This is a genomic window from Allobosea sp. 10L422 (assembly GCF_056395345.1).
Genome location: NZ_JBFTJI010000027.1, coordinates 1 through 20479, shown reverse-complemented (window position 1 = coordinate 20479; position 20479 = coordinate 1). Strand labels below are relative to the sequence as shown.

Sequence of the window (20479 nt, the reverse complement as noted above, 5' to 3'; positions counted from 1 at the left end):
ATCTGGTCATACGCCGTGAACGACGCGCCGCCGGACTCGGCCAGGACCTTCGTGATCGCAGCCGTCAACGACGTCTTGCCATGGTCGACGTGACCAATCGTGCCAATGTTGCAGTGCGGCTTCGTACGAGCGAATTTCTCTTTGGCCATCGTAGCCTCCGTCAGATCTTGTTCAAATGTTCAGTCGGTTCGGTGCGGAGCTCAGGCGTACTTGGCCTGAACCTCGGCGGCGACCGCCGACGGCACCTGCTCGTAGTGGTCGAACTGCATCGTGTAGTTCGCGCGGCCCTGCGAGAAGGAACGCAGCTGGTTGACGTAGCCGAACATGTTCGCCAGCGGAACCATCGCGTTGATCACGACGGCGTTGCCGCGCATGTCCTGGCCCTGGATCTGGCCGCGACGCGAGTTCAGGTCGCCGATGACCGAGCCGGTATAGTCTTCCGGGGTCACAACCTCGACCTTCATGATCGGCTCGAGCAGCACGGAGCCGCCCTTCTGCAGACCTTCGCGCAGCGCTGCACGGGAGGCGATTTCGAAGGCCAGAGCCGACGAGTCGACTTCGTGGAAGGCGCCATCGATCAGCGTGACCTTGACGTCCACGACCGGGAAGCCGGCGAGAACGCCCGAGCCGATGACCGAGTTCAGGCCCTTCTCGACGCCGGGGATGTATTCCTTCGGCACCGAACCACCGACGACCTTCGACTCGAACTCGAAGCCCTTCCCGGTCTCGTTCGGCTCGATGACGAGCTTGACGCGGGCGAACTGGCCCGTACCGCCGGTCTGCTTCTTGTGGGTGTAGTCGATCTCGGCCTTCTTGGTCAGCGTCTCGCGATACGCAACCTGCGGCGCGCCGATATTGGCGTCGACCTTGTAGGTGCGCTTCAGGATGTCGACCTTGATGTCGAGATGCAGTTCGCCCATGCCCTTCAGAATGGTCTGGCCGCTCTCCTGGTCGGTCGACACGCGGAAGGACGGATCCTCGTTCGCGAGCTTCGACAGGGCGAGGCCCAGCTTCTCCTGGTCGGCCTTGGACTTCGGCTCGATCGCGATCGTGATGACCGGCTCGGGGAACTCCATGCGCTCCAGGATGACCGCGTTGGTCGGGTCGCAAAGCGTGTCGCCGGTGCGGACGTCCTTCAGGCCGGCCAGGGCGACGATGTCGCCTGCGAAAGCCTCCTTGATGTCCTCGCGGTTGTTCGCATGCATCAGCAGCATGCGGCCGACGCGCTCTTTCTTGTCGCGGGTCGAGTTGATGACGCCCTGGCCGGCCTCGACCTTGCCCGAATAGATGCGGCAGAAGGTGATCGTGCCGACGAAGGGGTCGTCCATGATCTTGAAGGCAAGCATGGAGAACGGATCTTCGTCCGTCGGATTGCGGACGGTGGGCTCTTCGGTCTTGAAGTCGATGCCTTCGACCGCGCCACGATCAACCGGCGACGGCAGATAGTCGACGACGGCGTCGAGCAGCGGCTGCACGCCCTTGTTCTTGAAGGACGAGCCACAGAGAACCGGGTGGAAGGCGCGGCGCTGCACGGCGGTGCGGACCAATCGGCGCAGCGTGTCGGCGTCGGGCTCGGTGCCTTCGAGATAGGCTTCCATCGCCGCATCGTCCATTTCGACGGCCGCCTCGACGAGCTTCGAGCGGTACTCGGCGGCCTTCTCAGCGAGATTGGCCGGAATGTCCTGCTCTTCGAAGGACGCACCGAGCGCCTCGCCGTTCCAGACGATCGCCTTCATCTTCACGAGGTCGATGACACCAGCGAATTCGGCCTCGGAACCGATCGGAATCTGCAGGCAGACGGGCTTGCCGGCGACGCGGTCGATGATGTCCTGGACGCAGCGATAGAAATCGGCGCCGATCTTGTCCATCTTGTTGACGAACACGATACGCGGCACGTCGTACTTGTCGGCCTGGCGCCAGACGGTCTCGGTCTGGGGCTCGACGCCCTGGTTGCCGTCGAGCACGCAGACAGCGCCGTCGAGCACGCGCAGCGAACGCTCGACCTCGATGGTGAAGTCGACGTGGCCGGGGGTGTCGATGATGTTCAGGCGGTTGTCGCGCCAGAAGCAGGTCGTCGCAGCCGAGGTGATCGTGATGCCACGCTCCTGCTCCTGCGTCATCCAGTCCATGGTCGCGGCGCCGTCATGGACTTCGCCGATCTTATGGGACTTGCCGGTGTAATAGAGGATGCGCTCGGTCGTCGTCGTCTTGCCGGCATCAATGTGGGCCATGATGCCGAAGTTGCGATAACGGTCGATGGGATGGGAACGGGCCATGATCGTGCTCTGTGTCTCGGGTCAGCGCGCCGCTTACCAGCGGTAGTGCGAGAAGGCGCGGTTGGCTTCCGCCATCCGGTGCGTGTCTTCGCGCTTCTTGACGGCGTTGCCGCGGTTGTTGGCCGCGTCCATCAGCTCCGCCGAGAGGCGCTCGACCATGGTCTTGTCGTTGCGGCCGCGCGCGGCCGAGATCAGCCAGCGGATCGCCAGCGCCTGGCGGCGCTCGGTGCGAACCTCGACCGGAACCTGATAGGTCGCGCCGCCGACGCGGCGGGAACGAACCTCGATCGCCGGAGCGACATTCTCGAGCGCCGACTTGAACACGCCGAGCGGCTCGCTCTTGGTCTTCGCCTCGATGATGTCGAAGGCACCGTAGACGATCCGCTCGGCGGTCGACTTCTTGCCTTCATACATCACGGAGTTCATGAACTTGGTCACGACGATATCACCGAACTTCGGGTCCGGGATAACTTCGCGCTTTTCGGCACTGTGGCGGCGGGACATCGTCTAGTCTCCGGTCAAATCTTCAACGCGGCGGATCGGCCTGGGCTCATCGCCCGGCCGATCGGGCCGAACTCACTTAGGACGCTTGGCGCCGTACTTCGAACGGCGCTGCTTGCGGTTCTTGACGCCCTGCGTGTCGAGCACGCCGCGCAGGATGTGATAGCGCACACCGGGAAGGTCCTTCACGCGGCCGCCACGGATCATGACGACCGAGTGCTCCTGAAGGTTGTGACCTTCACCCGGGATGTAGCCGATCACCTCGAAGCCGTTCGTCAGACGAACCTTGGCAACCTTGCGGAGCGCCGAGTTCGGCTTCTTCGGGGTCGTCGTATAAACGCGCGTGCAGACGCCGCGCTTCTGCGGGCACGACTCGAGCGCCGGGGCGGTGTTACGCGCCTTCACGGGCGAGCGTGGCTTGCGGATGAGCTGGCTGATTGTCGGCATTCTGGCCTCTCGCCCCACTGAGCGTTTGGAAATTCTCTGATCAATCTCCCAGCCCGAACTACGCCATGACATAAACGAAGCGCGCCATCGGCTCCCGTCGAGGGGCCTCAGGCGCGTTCGCCAGCAGAGGAACACGGGAAGCCCGCGTTCATGCATCCTGCCATGTCGTCATTCGACGCTGGAATTCCGACGGAGTTTCGGTCGCGAAACTCGCTTGCGAATCTGGCGCAAGCGACAAACGTGTCCGACAGCCGTCGACAGTGGCGCGCTTATGACTCACCCAGAGATTCGCGTCAACCCCGAAACCGCCGAAAATGGCGGGGTTTTGCGGGGTTGGAGCAGGTTCGCCCCCTGCCCGCCTCTCCTTGAAACAAAAAGGCCGCCCTGACGGGGCGGCCTTTCCGATGATTACCGAGGATCGCTCGCGGCCGAGACTTACTCGGCGGCGGGGAGCACGGCGGCAGCTTCCTTGGCGGCCTTCGCCGCCGCATCCGCCTTCTGGCCGACGATGAGATCGTCGCGGCGCGTGGCCACCTGCTTGATGCGGGCGACCTGGGCGCCGGTGCCGGCCGGGATGAGCGAGCCGACGATGACGTTCTCCTTGAGGCCTTCGAGCATGTCCGACTTGCCGTTGACCGCCGCCTCGGTGAGGACGCGGGTGGTCTCCTGGAAGGACGCCGCCGAGATGAAGGAGCGGGTCTGCAGCGAGGCCTTGGTGATGCCGAGCAGGACCGGCACGCCGGAAGCCGGCTTCTTGCCCTCCTCGCGCAGCTTCGCGTTGACCTCTTCCAGTTCGATGCGGTCGATCTGGTCGCCGGTCAGGATATCGCTGTCCCCCGACTCGGTGATCTCGACCTTCTGCAGCATCTGCCGGACGATGACCTCGATGTGCTTGTCGTTGATGGTCACGCCCTGGAGGCGATAGACCTCCTGGATTTCGTTGACCAGATAGGCTGCCAGTTCCTCGACGCCCTTGATAGCCAGGATGTCGTGCGGGGCCGGGTTGCCGTCGAGGATGTAGTCACCGACCTCCACGACGTCACCTTCCTGGAGATGGATGTGCTTGCCCTTCGGGATCAGGTACTCGACCCCGTCGGAACCGTCATGCGGCGTCAGCGTGACGCGGCGCTTGTTCTTGTAGTCCTTGCCGAAGCCGATCACGCCCGACTTCTCGGCAATGATCGCAGCATCCTTCGGACGACGCGCTTCGAACAGCTCCGCCACGCGCGGCAGACCACCGGTGATGTCGCGGGTCTTGGCCGAGTCGGTCGAGACACGCGCCAGCACGTCGCCGGCCTTGATCAAGTGGCCCGGCTCCACCGAGATAATGCCGTCGACCGGCAGGATGTAGCGGGCCTCGCCACCACGGGCGAGCTTCGCCACCTTGCCGTCCGCGCCGAAGATCACCATCGCTGGCTTGAGATCAGCCGTACGGGCCGAACCGCGCCAATCGATGACGACGCGCTTGGAGATGCCCGTCGCTTCGTCGGTCGTCTCGGTGATCGACATGCCGTCCACGAGATCCTCGTAGCCGACCTTGCCGTCCACTTCCGCCAGGATCGGGCGGGAATAGGGGTCCCACTCGATCAGGCGCTGGCCGCGCTTGACCTTGTCGCCCTCGTCGACCCGCAGCTTCGAGCCAAACTGAACGCGATGGACCGCGCGCTCGGCTCCATCAGGCCCGACGATCACGATGGCGATGTTGCGCGCCATGGCGATCAGGTCGCCGTCCGAGTTCCGCGCGACGTTGCGGTTGCGSATCTTSACCGTGCCYTCGAARTTSGACTCGACGAAGGACTGGTCSGCGATSGTSGCCGCGCCGCCGATGTGGAAGGTACGCATGGTGAGCTGCGTGCCCGGCTCGCCGATCGACTGCGCCGCGATGACGCCGACGGCCTCGCCCATGTTCACGGGCGTGCCGCGGGCCAGATCGCGCCCGTAGCAGGTGGCGCAGACGCCGTTCTTGGTCTCGCAGGTGAGGACCGAACGGATCTTCACCTCCTGGACGCCGGCGGCATTGATCTTGGCGATGTCGCTCTCTTCGATCACCACGCCCTTGGCGACGATGACCTTACCCTCGACATCAACGATGTCCTCGGCCGTCGCGCGACCCAGGATACGCATGCCGAGCGAGGCCACGATCTGGCCCGCATCGACGATGGCGCGCATCTTGATGCCGTTATCCGAACCGCAATCCACCTCGGAGATGATCGCGTCCTGCGCCACGTCGACGAGGCGGCGTGTCAGATAGCCGGAGTTGGCCGTCTTCAGCGCCGTGTCGGCGAGGCCCTTACGGGCGCCGTGGGTCGAGTTGAAGTACTCGAGAACGTCGAGGCCTTCCTTGAAGTTCGAGATGATCGGCGACTCGATGATCTCGCCCGACGGCTTGGCCATCAGGCCGCGCATGGCGGCGAGCTGGCGCATCTGCGCCGGCGAACCACGGGCGCCGGAGTGCGACATCATGTAGATCGAGTTGATCTGCTTGTCGCGGCCGGTCTCGTCCTTCTGGACGGTCGAGATGCGGGCCATCATCTCCTGGGCGAGCTTGTCGGAGCACTTCGCCCAGGCGTCGACGACCTTGTTGTACTTCTCGCCCTGAGTGATCAGGCCGTCCTGGTACTGCTGCTCGTAATCCTTGGCGAGCGCGCGGGTCGTGTCGACGATCTCCCACTTGTTCTCCGGCACGACCATGTCGTCCTTGCCGAAGGAGATGCCGGCCTTGAACGCGTGGCGGAAGCCCAGCGCCATGACACGGTCGCAGAAGATCACCGATTCCTTCTGACCGCAGCCGCGATACACGGCATCGATCATTCCGGAGATTTCCTTCTTGGTCATCAGGCGGTTGCTGACGTCGAAGGACACGGCCGGATGGTCCGGCAGCGCGGTCGAGAGGATCACGCGGCCCGGCGTGGTGTCATAGATCTTCGTGTACGGCTTGCCGTCCTTGCCGGTGCCGGTCCAGCGATATTTGATCTTCGAATGCAGCGTCACGACCTTCTCGTGCAGCGCGTGCTCGAGTTCGCCGAAATCACCGAAGACCTTGCCCTGGCCGGGCTCGCCGTCCGAAACGATCGAGAGGTAGTAGAGGCCGAGCACGATGTCCTGCGACGGCACGATGATCGGCATGCCGTTCGCCGGGTGCAGGATGTTGTTGGTCGACATCATCARCACGCGCGCTTCCAGCTGCGCTTCCAGCGACAGCGGGACGTGCACGGCCATCTGGTCGCCGTCGAAGTCCGCGTTGAAGGCGGCGCAGACCAGCGGGTGGAGCTGGATCGCCTTGCCCTCGATCAGCACGGGCTCGAAGGCCTGGATGCCGAGGCGGTGCAGCGTCGGCGCCCGGTTCAGCATCACCGGATGCTCGCGGATGACCTCGTCCAGGATATCCCAGACCTCCGGCTTCTCCTTCTCGACGAGCTTCTTGGCCTGCTTGACCGTGGTCGAGTAGCCCTTGGCGTCGAGGCGCGCATAGATGAACGGCTTGAACAGCTCGAGCGCCATCTTCTTCGGCAGGCCGCACTGGTGCAGCTTCATCTCCGGGCCGACGACGATGACCGAACGGCCGGAATAGTCGACGCGCTTGCCGAGCAGGTTCTGGCGGAAGCGCCCCTGCTTGCCCTTCAGCATGTCGGCGAGCGACTTCAGCGGGCGCTTGTTGGCACCCGTGATGACGCGGCCGCGACGGCCGTTATCGAACAGGGCGTCGACCGACTCCTGCAACATCCGCTTTTCGTTGCGGATGATGATGTCCGGCGCGCGCAGCTCGATCAGSCGCTTCAGGCGGTTGTTGCGGTTGATGACGCGGCGGTAGAGGTCGTTCAGGTCCGAGGTCGCGAAGCGGCCGCCGTCAAGCGGCACGAGCGGGCGCAGATCCGGCGGGATGACCGGAATCTGGGTCATCACCATCCATTCCGGCTTGTTGCCCGACTCCTGGAAGGCCTCGATGATCTTGAGGCGCTTCATCAGCTTCTTGGGCTTCAGCTCCGACGTCGTCGTCGCGATCTCATGCTTGAGGTCGGCGTTGATCTGGTCGAGGTCGAGCGCGCGCAGCATCTCGCGGATGGCTTCCGCGCCGATCATGGCGGTGAAGGTGTCCGCGCCGTACTCCTCCTGAGCCCGGACGTACTCCTCCTCCGACAGCAGCTGACGGTCCTTGAGCGGGGTAAGGCCCGGCTCGATGACGACGTAGCTTTCGAAGTACAGGATGCGCTCAAGGTCCTTGAGCGGCATATCCATCAGGAGGCCGATGCGCGAAGGCAGCGACTTCAGGAACCAGATATGCGCCACCGGGGCGGCGAGTTCGATATGGCCCATGCGCTCGCGCCGGACGCGGGCGAGCGTGACTTCGACGCCGCACTTCTCGCAGATGACGCCCTTGAACTTCATGCGCTTGTACTTGCCGCACAGGCACTCGTAGTCCTTGATCGGCCCGAAGATGCGGGCGCAGAACAGGCCGTCGCGCTCCGGCTTGAACGTGCGGTAGTTGATGGTCTCCGGCTTTTTGATCTCGCCATAGGACCAGGACAGGATCTTCTCCGGGCTCGCGATCGAGATCTTGATCGCGTCGAAGGCCTGCTGGACCGGCTGCTGGCCGAAAAGGTTCATGACCTCTTGCTTCATCGCCTGTCTCCTTCCGCCGGCGGGGGCTAGGGCCGCCCTGCCCGGCTGGTAAATTCCGTCGGCCGGCGGCGTCAGTGCCGCCGGCATCTATACAAGGCTTGGTTAACGGCTCACTCGGCCGCTTCGGCCGGCGGCAACTCGCCCGGCTTCGCCTTGTTGTTGATGAGCTCGACGTTGAGGCCGAGCGAACGCATCTCCTTGACGAGAACGTTGAAGCTCTCGGGGATGCCGGCCTCGAAGTTGTCCTCGCCGCGCACGATCGACTCGTAGACCTTGGTGCGGCCGGCGACGTCGTCTGACTTCACCGTCAGCATCTCTTGCAGCGTGTAGGCGGCGCCGTAGGCTTCGAGCGCCCAGACCTCCATTTCGCCGAAGCGCTGGCCGCCGAACTGCGCCTTGCCRCCCAGCGGCTGCTGGGTSACGAGCGAGTACGGKCCGATCGAACGCGCGTGGATCTTGTCRTCSACSAGGTGGTGCAGCTTSAGCATGTAGATGTAGCCCATCGTGACCTTGCGGTCGAAGGGCTCACCCGTGCGCCCGTCATAGAGGGTCGACTGACCCGACGAGTGCAGGCCCGCCTGCTCCAGCAGCCGCTCGATATCGGCTTCCTTGGCGCCGTTGAAGACCGGGGTCGCCACCGGCACGCCACGGCGCAGATTCTGGCCCATCTCGACGAGTTCGTTCTCGTCCATCGAGGCAATGATCTCATTGTCCTCGTAGACGGCATCGAACTGGGCCTTCAGCGCCTTGAAGTCGTGCGTCTTCTTGTAGGCATCGAGCGCCGCGCTGATCTGCCTGCCGAGACCGGCGGCCGCCCAGCCCAGATGCGTCTCCAGGATCTGGCCGACATTCATGCGGCTGGGCACGCCGAGCGGGTTCAGCACGATATCGGCATGGGTGCCATCCTCGAGGAACGGCATATCCTCGACCGGCACGATGCGCGAGACCACGCCCTTGTTTCCGTGACGGCCGGCCATCTTGTCGCCCGGCTGGATCTTGCGCTTCACCGCGACGAAGACCTTGACCATCTTCATCACGCCCGGAGGCAGCTCGTCGCCGCGCTGCAGCTTCTCGACCTTGTCGAGGAAGCGCTGCTCGAGGCGCTTCTTCGACTCGTCGTACTGCTTCCGCATCGCCTCGATCTCGGTCATCAGCGAGTCTTCGGCGGTGGCGAACAGCCACCACTGCGAACGCGGGAACTCGCTCATCACCTCGCGGGTGATGACCGTGTCCTTCTTGAAGCCCTTCGGGCCGGCTAGGCCGGTCTTGCCGGTCAGGATCTCGGCCAGACGCGCAAAGGTGTTGCGGTCCAGGATCGCCTGCTCGTCGTCGCGGTCCTTGGCAAGACGCTCGATCTCCTCGCGCTCGATCGCCTGGGCGCGCTCGTCCTTGTCGACGCCGTGGCGATTGAACACGCGCACTTCGACGATCGTGCCCTGCACGCCGGGCGGAACGCGCAGCGAGGTGTCGCGGACGTCCGAAGCCTTCTCACCGAAGATGGCGCGCAGCAGCTTCTCTTCCGGGGTCATCGGGCTCTCGCCCTTCGGCGTGATCTTGCCGACGAGAATGTCGCCCGCCGCCACTTCTGCGCCGATATAGACGATGCCGGCTTCGTCGAGGTTTTTCAGCGCCTCTTCCGAAACGTTCGGAATGTCGCGCGTGATTTCCTCAGGGCCCAGCTTGGTGTCGCGGGCCATGACCTCGAACTCCTCGATATGGATCGAGGTGAAGACGTCCTCGGAGACGATCTTCTCGGAGAGAAGGATCGAGTCCTCGAAGTTGTAGCCGTTCCACGGCATGAACGCGACGAGCACGTTACGGCCGAGCGCGAGCTCGCCGAACTCGGTCGACGGGCCGTCGGCGACGATGTCGCCCTTCTTGACGACGTCGCCGACGCGCACCAGCGGACGCTGCGTGATGCAGGTCGACTGGTTCGAGCGCTGGAACTTCTGCAGCCGGTAGATGTCGACGCCCGGCTTCGTCGGATCCATCTCCTCCGAAGCGCGGATGACGATACGGGTCGCGTCGACCTGGTCGACGATGCCGGCGCGGCGGGCTGCAATCGCGGCGCCCGAGTCACGGGCCACAACCGCTTCCATGCCGGTGCCGACGAAGGGCGCGTCGGCGCGAACCAGCGGCACCGCCTGGCGCTGCATGTTCGAGCCCATCAGCGCGCGGTTCGCGTCGTCGTTCTCAAGGAACGGGATCAGCGCCGCGGCGACCGAGACGAGCTGCTTCGGCGACACGTCCTGGAAGTCGACCTTGTCGACCGGGGTGACGATGACTTCGCCGGCGCGACGGCAGACAATCAGGTCGTCGGTCAGGCGGCCTTCCTTGTCGACGGCGGCATTCGCCTGGGCGACGTTGTACTTCGCCTCTTCCATCGCCGAGAGATAGATCACCTCGTCCGTGACCTTGCCGTCGCGGATGCGGCGATACGGGCTCTCGATGAAGCCGTATTTGTTAACCCGCGCGAAGGTGGCGAGCGAGTTGATCAGGCCGATATTCGGGCCTTCCGGCGTCTCGATCGGGCAGATGCGGCCGTAATGCGTCGGGTGCACGTCGCGCACCTCGAAGCCGGCGCGCTCGCGGGTCAGACCACCCGGGCCAAGCGCCGAAAGACGACGCTTATGCGTGACTTCCGAGAGCGGGTTCGTCTGGTCCATGAACTGCGAGAGCTGCGAGGAGCCGAAGAACTCGCGCACGGCGGCAGCCGCCGGCTTCGCGTTGATCAGGTCCTGCGGCATGACCGTGTCGATATCGACCGAGGACATGCGCTCCTTGATGGCGCGCTCCATGCGCAGCAGGCCCAGGCGGTACTGGTTCTCCATCAGCTCGCCGACCGAGCGGACGCGGCGGTTGCCGAGATGGTCGATGTCGTCGATCTCGCCCTTGCCGTCGCGCAGGTCGACCAGCGCCTTCACGACCGCGAAGATGTCCTCCTTGCGCAGGATGCGCACGGTGTCCTCGGCGTCGAGGTCGAGGCGCATGTTCATCTTCACGCGGCCGACGGCGGAGAGGTCGTAGCGCTCGGCGTCGAAGAACAGCGACTGGAACATGTTCTCAGCCGTCTCGAGGGTCGGCGGCTCGCCGGGACGCATCACGCGGTAGATGTCGAACAGGGCTTCCTCGCGGCGCGAGTTCTTGTCGACATTGAGCGTGTTGCGGATGTACGGGCCGACCGTGATGTGGTCGATGTCGAGCACCGTGATCTCGTCGAAGCCGTCATCGGTGAGCTGCTTCAGCAGCTTCTCGGTGATCTCCTCGCCGGCCTCGGCATAGACTTCACCCGTCGCCGGATTGACCAGGTCCTCGGCGATGTACTGCGTATAGAGGTCCTCGTCCTGCGCGCGCAGGAACTTGAGGCCCTTCTCGGCGAGCTGGCGGGCGGTGCGGGCGACAAGCTTCTTGCCGGCCTCGACCACGACCTCGCCGGTGTCGGCGTCGATCATGTCCTCGGTGGCCTTGAAGCCCTTCATGCGCTCCGCATCGTAGGGAACGCGCCAGCCCTTGGCGTCCTTGGTGTAGATGATGTGGTTGTAGAAGCGGTTGAGGATCTCCTCGCCGTCCATGCCGAGCGCGAACAGCAGCGAGGTGACCGGAATCTTACGCTTCCGGTCGATGCGGGCATAGACGATGTCCTTGGCGTCGAACTCGATGTCGAGCCAGGAACCGCGATAGGGGATGATGCGCGCGGCGAAGAGCAGCTTGCCCGAGGAATGGGTCTTGCCCTTGTCGTGGTCGAAGAACACGCCCGGCGAACGGTGCATCTGCGAGACGATGACGCGCTCGGTGCCGTTCACGATGAAGGTGCCGTTATCCGTCATGAGCGGCATGTCGCCCATGTAGACATCCTGCTCCTTGATGTCCTTGACCGACTTGGCCTGGGTGTCCGGATCGATATCGAACACGATCAGGCGCAGCGTCACCTTGAGCGGCGCAGAGAAGGTCATGCCGCGCTGGCGGCACTCGTCGACGTCGTATTTCGGCGGCTCGAAGGTGTACTTCACGAACTCCAGCAGCGAGGCGCCGGAGAAGTCACCGATCGGGAAGACCGACTTGAAGACGGACTGAAGGCCCTCGTCGGGCCGGCCGCCCTTGGGTTCGTCGACCATCAGGAACTGGTCGTAGGACGCCTTCTGAACCTCGATGAGGTTCGGCATCTGCGCCACTTCCTTGAGTTTGCCGAAGAACTTGCGGACGCGCCTGCGACCCTGGAGCGAATTGACCATGTTGTTCCTCGCAATCTCTTCGGACGGCTCACCCGGTGGTCCGGGCAAGGACGGCACCAGGCCGCCGGGTGAGCCGTTCGGCGCAGCATCGCGCCGACCCCGCATTTCCATCGAAGCTGCGCCGCACGGTTGCAGCAAACTTCGACAACAACTCCCGCACATCTGCGCGGAAACGACGCAACAGCCCCGGAGGCGTAGCTGCCCCGGGACTGTCTGTTTTGACTACGGTCGGACCGGCATCAGCCGGCCCAAGCTCACTTGAGCTCGACCTTGGCGCCGACGGCCTCGAGCTGCTTCTTGAGCTTCTCGGCCTCGTCCTTGCCAACGCCTTCCTTGACCGGCTTCGGAGCGCCTTCGACCAGGTCCTTGGCTTCCTTGAGGCCGAGGCCGGTGATGGCGCGGACTTCCTTGATCACYKCGATCTTCTTGTCGCCGGCGGCGGCAAGAACGACGGTGAACTCGGTCTGCTCTTCAACAGCGGCGGCGGCAGCGCCACCGGCAGCCGGGCCAGCCGCAACGGCGACGGCGGCAGCGGCGGAAACGCCCCACTTCTCTTCGAGCATCTTGGCGAGGTCAGCGGCCTCGAGAACGGTGAGCGACGAGAGATCGTCGACGAGCTTGGCGAGATCGGCCATGTTTAACTTCCTGTTTTAAGAGGTTCGAACGATAAGGGTTTGCTGGCTTCAAGCCGCATTCTTGTCGGCATAAGCCTGAACCACGCGTGCCAGCTTGCCGGCGGGCGCGTTCGTGAGCTGCGCAAGCTTCGTAGCCGGGGCCTGGATAAGGCCGATGAGCTTTGCACGCAGTTCGTCGAGCGAGGGCATCGTGGCCAGAGCCTTGACACCATCGGGGTTCAGGGCGGTCTTGCCCATCGCGCCGCCCAGGATGACGAGCTTGTCGTTCTCCTTGGCGAAAGCGCTGGCGACCTTCGGCGCCGCGACCGGATCGTTGGAATAAGCGATCAGGGTGGGACCCGTCAGCAGATTGCTGATGGACGCGACGTCGGTGCCTTCAAGAGCGATCTTGGCCAAGCGGTTCTTTGCGACCTTAACAGTGGCGCCATTCGCCTTCATCTCGCGACGAAGCTTCTGGAACTGGGCCACGGTCAAACCCGCATAGTGGGCCACGACGACGACCGACGTGTTCGCAAACACATCGTTCAGCGACGCGACGGCATCTTTCTTTGCCGCTTTATCCACTGGGCTCTCTCCGGTAGGCGACAAGCTTTTGAGGGCTCGCCGCCGGTTGCAAATGCCGCTTCGTGGAACCCCGGTTGACACCGGCGTCCCGTGAAGCGACGCTTGGTGCCCTGTCCCCGCTCCCGACCCTTTGAGGGTCACGACCGGGCGAGATGGTTCGAACCGTCTTCTCCGGATCTCGCGATCCGGGACTAAGCTCTTGCACCGTCTATGCAGGCCTCTTGGCGAAATTATGCTCCCGGACGAACCGGGAAGGCACCTGCAGTCTCAGACAGGACTGGGTGATTCCTGCTCGAAAGATCTCTCTCCCGACCCTGAAACACCCATTTCTTCAGCGGAAACCCGCCGAAAAACGCGAAACGGACCCCTTCGTGTCAAGCACGCCGGAGCCTCGTCACTCATGGAAACAGGCGTGCGTATAGCGCTTTCGCCTGCTCCTGCCAAGTAGGCTCTTGACATCACGAAATCAAGAGCGGCGAGCGGCCGGTTGTCCGGCCGCCCTTCCTCAGACCAATCAGCCGCCGATGACGGTGTTCGGCTCGACCTTGACGCCCGGGCCCATGGTCGACGAGATCGCGACGCGCTGGATATAGGTGCCCTTGGCGCCGGCGGGCTTCGCCTTGGCGACCGAGTCGACGAACGCCTTGATGTTCTCCGAGAGCTTCTCGGCCGAAAACGAGGCCTTGCCGACGGCGGCGTGGATGATGCCGGCCTTCTCGACGCGGAACTCGACCGAACCACCCTTCGAAGCGGCGACAGCGGCGGTGACGTCCATGGTGACGGTGCCGACGCGCGGGTTCGGCATCAGGCCGCGCGGGCCGAGCACCTTGCCGAGACGACCGACGAGACCCATCATGTCCGGGGTCGCGATGCAGCGATCGAAATTGATCTCGCCCTTCTGAACGGACTCGACCAGTTCCTCGGCGCCGACGATGTCAGCGCCCGCAGCCTTGGCTTCGTCAGCCTTGGCGCCGCGGGCGAAGACGGCGACGCGCAGCGTGCGGCCCGAGCCGTTCGGCAGGTTGCAGACGCCGCGGACCATCTGGTCGGCGTGACGCGGATCGACGCCGAGATTCATCGCGATCTCGACGGTCTCGTCGAACTTGGCGTTGGCGCGCTCCTTGACGAAGGTGACGGCCTGATCGAGCGAGTACAGCTTGGTGCGGTCAATGCCTTCACGGCCCTGAACGACGCGCTTTCCGGTATGTGCCATTGTCAGCCTCCCCTCAGCCCACGACTTCCAGGCCCATGGACCTGGCCGAGCCACGGATCATGGCCGAAGCCGATTCGACGGTGTCGCAGTTGAGATCGGCCATCTTCTTCTCGGCGATCTCGGCGATCTGAGCGGCGGTGACCTTGCCGACATTGCCGCCACGGCCCGGGGTCTTCGAGCCGGCAGTGAGGCCAGCGGCCTTCTTCAGCCAGTAGGACACCGGCGGCTGCTTCATCTCGAAGGTGAAGGAGCGATCCTGATACGCGGTGATAATCACCGGGATCGGCATGCCCTTTTCCATCTGCTGGGTCTTCGCATTGAAGGCCTTGCAGAATTCCATGATGTTGAGGCCGCGCTGACCGAGCGCGGGACCGATCGGCGGCGACGGATTGGCCGCGCCCGCCGGAACCTGAAGCTTCACGTAGCCCGTGATCTTCTTCGCCATGATGGCTGCTCCTGCCGTCCGCTCCGCTGCCTATCGGAACGACGACGCCCCTGCCTGCCGACGCTCTCCGCCGGGGCTGGGGTGGTTGCAGTGCGTGGTGCGACGTGTTTGATCCGGCTGGCGACCGGCGCGTCTCCCACGCGGTTGAGGCGCGGCCTATCGCACAGATGGGCTGGAAAGGGAAGAGGGCTTTGCGGTCGCAGGCAGCGTCTTCCCCGCATTGATCCGGGCTGCATGCTGGATATCGTCGTCGAGCGCGAGGCAGACATGCAGGGCGACGAGCCCCATGAGCGTGAAAGCCAGAATCGCGTGGCTGCGGAACAATATACCCGCATAGCCGGCGCCTTCCGGCCAAATCGCTGGCAGAGAAATCCCGCCATAGATCTCCCGAGCGTCGAAATCGGACACCCCCGCCAATCCGAGCAACGGAATCACGATCAACAGGCCATAGAGCATCCGGTGGACCGCCCTGCCGCCCGCCGCACGGGGCCAATGCCCGCGAAGGCGCGCCAGAAGCCGATAGGCGAGTCGAACCGCAACTAGAAACAGCAGCAGGGAACCGACCGTCTTGTGGAAGGTCATGAGCGCGTCCATCCAGGGGCCGCTCCCGACCTCCTTCATCAGAATTCCAACGCAAAACAGCACAAGGACCAGCGCTGCCGTGCCCCAGTGCAGCACCTTGGCGAGGCGCGGAAAGCCAAGATCGCCGCCCCGCATGGGACGGGCCTTCGATGAGCCTGGGGAATCGACCGGCACCGTCATGCGCGCTGCACGCCTTGTGTCTCGGTCATGAAGCTGTCGACCGCGTGGCGCAGGGCTGCGGCTTGCCCGTCGATGTCGGCGGAGGTCCGCGCCATCCGTTCCGTCATCCGCCGCCAGTCTTCGATCATGCCGGCGACCTGCTCGACCTGCTCTGCCATGCCGCGCACATCCCCGGCTGTCTGGGCGGTCCCGATATTGATCGAGCGGGAGGTGTCGTCCTGTCGGCGCGCCAGCTCCGCAATCGAGTCGGCGGCGGTCTCGACGGCATTGACCGAGGCGACCAGCGCGCCGATACGGCCGATGATCCGCTCGGCCGCGGTACCGATCGAGTCGAGCCCTTGCCGCACCTGCCCCGTCGCTTCCGCCGTACGGTTGGCGAGTTGCTTCACCTCGGCGGCCACGATCGCGAAACCACGACCGCTCTCCCCGGCCCGGGCCGCCTCGATCGTCGCGTTGAGCGCAAGCAGATTGGTCTGGTTGGCGACGGTGCTGATCAGCGTCACCACGGCCGAGATCGATCCGACTGCCTCGCGCAGCAGCACGCTGTCATCCGTCGCCTCCACGACGAGCGCCTTCGCGGTATTCGCGATGTCGGACGTCCGCTGCGCCTCCCCGGCCGTCGTTGCGAGGAGCTCGGCAATCTCGTTCAGGGACGAAGACATCTGTTCGACGTGATTGGCCGCGCGCTGGCTCGACTGCGCCGCAGCGCCGGCATGCTGATCCACGAAGCCGGAGAGCTGCGAGAGTTCGTTCGATGCGTCGGTCATGCTCGCGGCATGAGTTTCCAGCGCCGTGGCGATGCCGGCGATGTTGCCCTGGAAAGCCTGCCCTCTGACGCGCAGCGCACGCTGCCGCTCGACCTCTCCGGCAAGCGAGGCCAGCCGCTCCTTCGCTGCCTCCTGCCTCGTCTTTTCCTCGGACAGATGGGCATGCAGCGCCCGGCCGAGCATACCGATCTCGTCGCCGCGACGCGCGAGTTTGCGTACCCAGCCGGCATCCTCTCCCGGCGCAGACAGGGCCATGGCCATCGTCGAGATCGGACGCACCAGCCAGCGATGCTCGAACGCGACGATCAGAGCGATGATAAAAAGGCCAAGCGCCGCCAGAAGCATGGTGTTCTGCCGCGAGTTTTCGACATGTGCGCCGAGCGCTTCGCTGACGCTCGCCACCGCCGCGTTCAACTGCACGCGCAGCTCGTTGCGCTGCTCGACAGCTTTGCGCAGTGCCGCGCGCGCGACCGCAGCGTCGGCCCCCAGCTTCGATGAAAACTCTTGCAGCCCCCGGACGGCATCGTCCGCGCGGGCGGCAATTTCGCCGTCGCTGCGCGCCGCGACCGTTTTCATCGCGGCCTGCATGGCTTCGATGTCGACTGGCAGAGCGCCGCGATCGGCCCCCGAGACGATCGTCACGACGATGCGGCTCAATGCGGCATCCGTTTCCGAGAGCACTGCCACCGCATCGGTATGGGCAGCAATCGCCCTGGCGAAACCGGCGAGCTTCACGGAGCCGATGAACTCGGCTGCACCTAACACGCAAGCGAGGATGCCGAGCATCAGCGCCCAGAGCGTCAGCCGCTGGCGGACCGTAGCTTTGAAGAATCTGGGAAACATCGCGCCCTGCGTCGGATTACCGACGCAGAGCCTTGGCGCAGTTGTGTTAAAGGCCGATTAACCTAACGGAAGCCGCCAGGAACCGACCCGAAACAGCCTGCTGGCTCAGAGCTTCTCGACCTGACCGTATTCGAGTTCGACCGGCGTGGCGCGTCCGAAGATCGAAACCGCGACCTTGAGGCGGGCACGGGCGTGATCGACATCCTCGACGACGCCGTTGAACGAGGCGAAGGGGCCGTCCGCCACCTTGACCTGCTCGCCGACCTCGAAGACCACCGTCGGCTTCGGGCGCTCGATGCCCTCGGCGACCTGGCCCTTGATCCGCATCGCCTCATGCTCCGGGATCGGCATGGGCTTGGCCTTGTCGGCACCGAGGAAGCCGGTGACCTTCGGCGTGTTCTTGATGAGGTGGTAGACCTCGTCGGTCATCTCGCACTTCACCAGCACATAGCCCGGGAAGAACTTGCGCTCAGTGTCGACCTTGCGGCCACGGCGAACCTCGACGACCTTCTCGGTCGGCACCAGCACCTCATCGAACTTGTCGGCGAGATTGCGCTGCTGCGCCTGATCCTTGATCGACTGCGCGACCTTGTTCTCGAAGTTGGAATAGGCGTGGACGATGTACCAGCGGGTGCTCACGTTCGTAATTCCGTTCAACGGGCGCCGAGGATGATGCCGAGCACCCAGCGGATGACGGTGTCGGTAAAGAGGAAGAACAGGCTGGAGACGACCACCATCGCGAGCACCAGGCCCGTGGTGATGAGCGTCTCGCGACGCGAGGGCCAAGTGACCTTGGACGCCTCTGTGCGCACATCCTGCAGGAACTGGAAGGGATTGGATTTCGCCATGAACCACCTCGGGTTCCGACCCCGCCCGCAGCCCCGCTGCGTACCGAATCGGCCGTCCTGAAACATTCGCGGCGCGGGACCCGGGGAGGGTCGCGCGCCGTCATTGCAAGCCTCTTACATCGCTTGAGGCCTTTAGCCAAGACCCTTTCGGCTCGCGGGCGGCTCAGCTCCGGCTCGCGGCGATCAGCAGGAAGAAAGGCCGCTCGCGCTCCTTCGCCCAGCCTGGCTCGGCTGAGACCTGCTCGGGGCTCGGGGCCCATTCGACGAGCTTGCCCGGCGCGAAGCCCGCCCCCCGCAGCAGATCGAAATAGGTCGCAATGGTGCGGTGGCGCTTGACGACACCTTCGGCCAGCCAGTTGCTGACGCGTTCACCCTCGTCGAGATAGCCGTTGACCGGCCAGGTCGCCCGCCCGTCCGCATCGCTGAGCCATTCCTGCCGCACCGGCGCCGTCATGATCGGATGTTCGACCGAGCAGACCAGCGCCCCACCCGGCTTCAGCGCCGCATATGCCCGCGCGAACAGGCCAGCGAGGTCGACGATGTAGTGGAAGGCGAGCGAGCTATAGACGAGATCGAAGGCTTCGGCCGGCGGCGCATAGCTTTCGAGATCGGCCCGCTCGTAGGCGACGCCGGCGTCGGCCGTCTCGCGCCGCGCGCGCTCCAGCATCTTCCCCGAGACATCGATTCCCAGGACGCTTCGGGCGCCCTCGCCCGCGGCGAAACGGCAGAACCAGCCGAATCCGCAGCCGAGATCGAGCACGCTCTTGCCGGCGAGTCCCGGCAGCATCGAACGCAGCACGGGCCATTCCGGCGCCCCGTCCAATCCGTGGACGGAACGCGGCAGCCGGCTGTAGCCCGCGAAAAAAGTCTCGTCGTCGTAGATGTTCTGGGTCATGGCGCTCGAAGAACCGCGTTGCGGTCTGCGCATCGGCCGCTCAAAGAGCGACTGGCAGGGGCGGTAGGGCTCGAACCTACGACAACCGGTTTTGGAGACCGGTACTCTACCAACTGAGCTACACCCCTGCAGGTGGGCGTGATGTGCCCCAAGGCGCGTCACATTTCAAGTCGAAATCTTCAGGCATCCTCATTTGCTGTAGGGACCGAGTTCGCGGGCATAGCGCTCGACCAGCTTCTGGCCAAATTCGGTCGGCCTCAACGCCGGCCCGCGGTCGTGGATCGGAATGCCGGCGCGTGCACCGAAGATGCGCTTGCCATAGCAGAGCAGCGTCTCGATCGACTGCATGATGAAGGTGATCGCAGGCAGCACCTCGCGATAGGCCGCGTCCGCTCCGGCCTCGTCGCCCGCTCGGTAGCGGTTATAGGCCCGCAATGCGTAGTCGATCGTGTCGGGCGCCAGGATCATGCCGCTGCAGCCGGCCCGGAAATTGTCGATGAGTTCGAGCCCGCCGCGCCCGTTCAGGATCGGCAGCCGGCCTTCGGTCACCGCAATCAGCCGCTCGATCTCGATGACCGAGCCCTCGCCCTTGATCAGGCTGATATTCGGGTGCCGGCGCGTCAATTCGCGAATGTCCTCGGCAGACAGGCCGCGCCCCATATAGGCCGGCGCATTCTGGATCGCGACCGGCAGGGAGGTCGTGTCGGCGATGCGGCCGAAGAAGCGGATATACTCGGCGGCGGCGAAGCTGCCGACCATCGGCGGTTGAAGAATCACCCAGTCGGCGCCGTTCTTCTCGGCGACCTTTACGAGTTCGGCCTGCTCCGCGACGGAGGAACCGAAGATGGTGAAGGCTAGCGGCTTCCTCCCCGCGACATCCTCCGCCATCCACTCCATCACCGTGCAGCGTTCGCTGAAGCTCAGCTTGGAGACCTCTGTGGCGAGGCCGAGCGCCGCCATGCCCTGAACGTCGAGCTCGACGCTGATTTGAGCCTGCTTGCGCATCGCCGCCCGGTCGAGCCGCTCATGCTCGTCGAACAAGGCGAAGACGATCGAATGGATGCCGGGAAACGGCGGCTTGAACGACATGGGCAGGCTCCTCCATGATCGGAGCGGCTGATCCGCTCTCTCCAGGCGATTGAGAGCATGGAACGGATGAGCCGCACAGACCACGGGACGAGACTAGCCTTGCGTTCAAGGCATGCGCGCAGAGCTGCCGCGCCCAAAGAAAAAGGGCGGTGTCGCCACCGCCCCTTCCCAAATCGCTATGCGCGTCGATCAGGCAATGATCGAAGCGACGACGCCGGCGCCGACGGTGCGGCCGCCTTCGCGGATGGCGAAGCGCAGCTTCTCTTCCATCGCGATCGGGGCGATCAGCGTCACCTCCATCGAGATGTTGTCGCCCGGCATCACCATCTCCGTGCCTTCCGG

At 64.4% G+C, this 20479-nt stretch carries 17 protein-coding genes and 1 tRNA gene; all 18 read right to left on the bottom strand.

What is annotated here, in order from left to right; translation table 11 throughout:
* A partial coding sequence (locus tag AC1DEZ_RS27500; RefSeq protein ID WP_441471810.1) for a GTP-binding protein occupies positions 1-149 on the bottom strand: 149 nt, incomplete at its 3' end.
* Between the two features lie 51 nt (positions 150-200).
* The gene (gene fusA, locus AC1DEZ_RS27495; protein ID WP_441514531.1) at positions 201-2276 is read right to left on the bottom strand and encodes an elongation factor G; all 2076 of its coding nucleotides are present in this window, start codon (positions 2274-2276) and stop codon (positions 201-203) included.
* Between the two features lie 33 nt (positions 2277-2309).
* On the bottom strand, positions 2310-2780 hold the full coding sequence (gene rpsG, locus AC1DEZ_RS27490; RefSeq protein WP_038358287.1) for a 30S ribosomal protein S7: 471 nt from the start codon (positions 2778-2780) through the stop codon (positions 2310-2312).
* Positions 2781-2852: 72 nt separating this feature from the next.
* A complete protein-coding gene (rpsL, locus tag AC1DEZ_RS27485; protein ID WP_038358286.1) occupies positions 2853-3224 on the bottom strand; it encodes a 30S ribosomal protein S12 in 372 nt (123 codons plus the stop codon).
* Between the two features lie 435 nt (positions 3225-3659).
* A complete protein-coding gene (gene rpoC, locus AC1DEZ_RS27480) occupies positions 3660-7844 on the bottom strand; it encodes a DNA-directed RNA polymerase subunit beta' (RefSeq protein ID WP_476781326.1) in 4185 nt (1394 codons plus the stop codon).
* Between the two features lie 110 nt (positions 7845-7954).
* Positions 7955-12076 carry a DNA-directed RNA polymerase subunit beta gene (gene rpoB / locus AC1DEZ_RS27475; protein ID WP_476781325.1) on the bottom strand — a complete coding sequence of 1374 codons (4122 nt, stop codon included), beginning with the start codon at positions 12074-12076 and terminating at the stop codon, positions 7955-7957.
* 254 nt (positions 12077-12330) lie between these two features.
* Positions 12331-12711 (bottom strand): 50S ribosomal protein L7/L12, encoded by a 381-nt coding sequence (rplL, locus tag AC1DEZ_RS27470; RefSeq protein ID WP_476781324.1) that lies wholly within the window; start codon positions 12709-12711, stop codon positions 12331-12333.
* Between the two features lie 48 nt (positions 12712-12759).
* Positions 12760-13275 (bottom strand): 50S ribosomal protein L10, encoded by a 516-nt coding sequence (gene rplJ / locus AC1DEZ_RS27465; protein WP_038358277.1) that lies wholly within the window; start codon positions 13273-13275, stop codon positions 12760-12762.
* Positions 13276-13789: 514 nt separating this feature from the next.
* A complete protein-coding gene (rplA, locus tag AC1DEZ_RS27460) occupies positions 13790-14488 on the bottom strand; it encodes a 50S ribosomal protein L1 (RefSeq protein ID WP_441514527.1) in 699 nt (232 codons plus the stop codon).
* Positions 14489-14501: 13 nt separating this feature from the next.
* Positions 14502-14933 (bottom strand): 50S ribosomal protein L11, encoded by a 432-nt coding sequence (gene rplK, locus AC1DEZ_RS27455; protein WP_441514526.1) that lies wholly within the window; start codon positions 14931-14933, stop codon positions 14502-14504.
* A gap of 156 nt (positions 14934-15089) precedes the next feature.
* Positions 15090-15650, bottom strand: a complete 561-nt coding sequence (locus AC1DEZ_RS27450) for a cytochrome b (RefSeq protein WP_476781323.1) — start codon at positions 15648-15650, stop codon at positions 15090-15092.
* Positions 15651-15691: 41 nt separating this feature from the next.
* Complete coding sequence (locus tag AC1DEZ_RS27445; protein WP_476781322.1) at positions 15692-17305, bottom strand: methyl-accepting chemotaxis protein; 1614 nt, start codon at positions 17303-17305, stop codon at positions 15692-15694.
* 105 nt (positions 17306-17410) lie between these two features.
* Complete coding sequence (gene nusG / locus AC1DEZ_RS27440; protein ID WP_441514523.1) at positions 17411-17944, bottom strand: transcription termination/antitermination protein NusG; 534 nt, start codon at positions 17942-17944, stop codon at positions 17411-17413.
* A gap of 14 nt (positions 17945-17958) precedes the next feature.
* Entirely contained in the window at positions 17959-18153 is a 195-nt protein-coding gene (secE, locus tag AC1DEZ_RS27435) for a preprotein translocase subunit SecE (protein WP_441473933.1), read from the bottom strand.
* A 163-nt stretch (positions 18154-18316) separates the two neighbouring features.
* Positions 18317-19048 carry a class I SAM-dependent methyltransferase gene (locus AC1DEZ_RS27430; protein ID WP_476781321.1) on the bottom strand — a complete coding sequence of 244 codons (732 nt, stop codon included), beginning with the start codon at positions 19046-19048 and terminating at the stop codon, positions 18317-18319.
* A 52-nt stretch (positions 19049-19100) separates the two neighbouring features.
* Positions 19101-19176 (bottom strand) — tRNA-Trp (locus AC1DEZ_RS27425).
* Positions 19177-19237: 61 nt separating this feature from the next.
* On the bottom strand, positions 19238-20137 hold the full coding sequence (locus tag AC1DEZ_RS27420; protein ID WP_476781320.1) for a dihydrodipicolinate synthase family protein: 900 nt from the start codon (positions 20135-20137) through the stop codon (positions 19238-19240).
* Between the two features lie 189 nt (positions 20138-20326).
* A partial coding sequence (locus tag AC1DEZ_RS27415; RefSeq protein WP_465247582.1) for an EF-Tu C-terminal domain-related protein occupies positions 20327-20479 on the bottom strand: 153 nt, incomplete at its 5' end.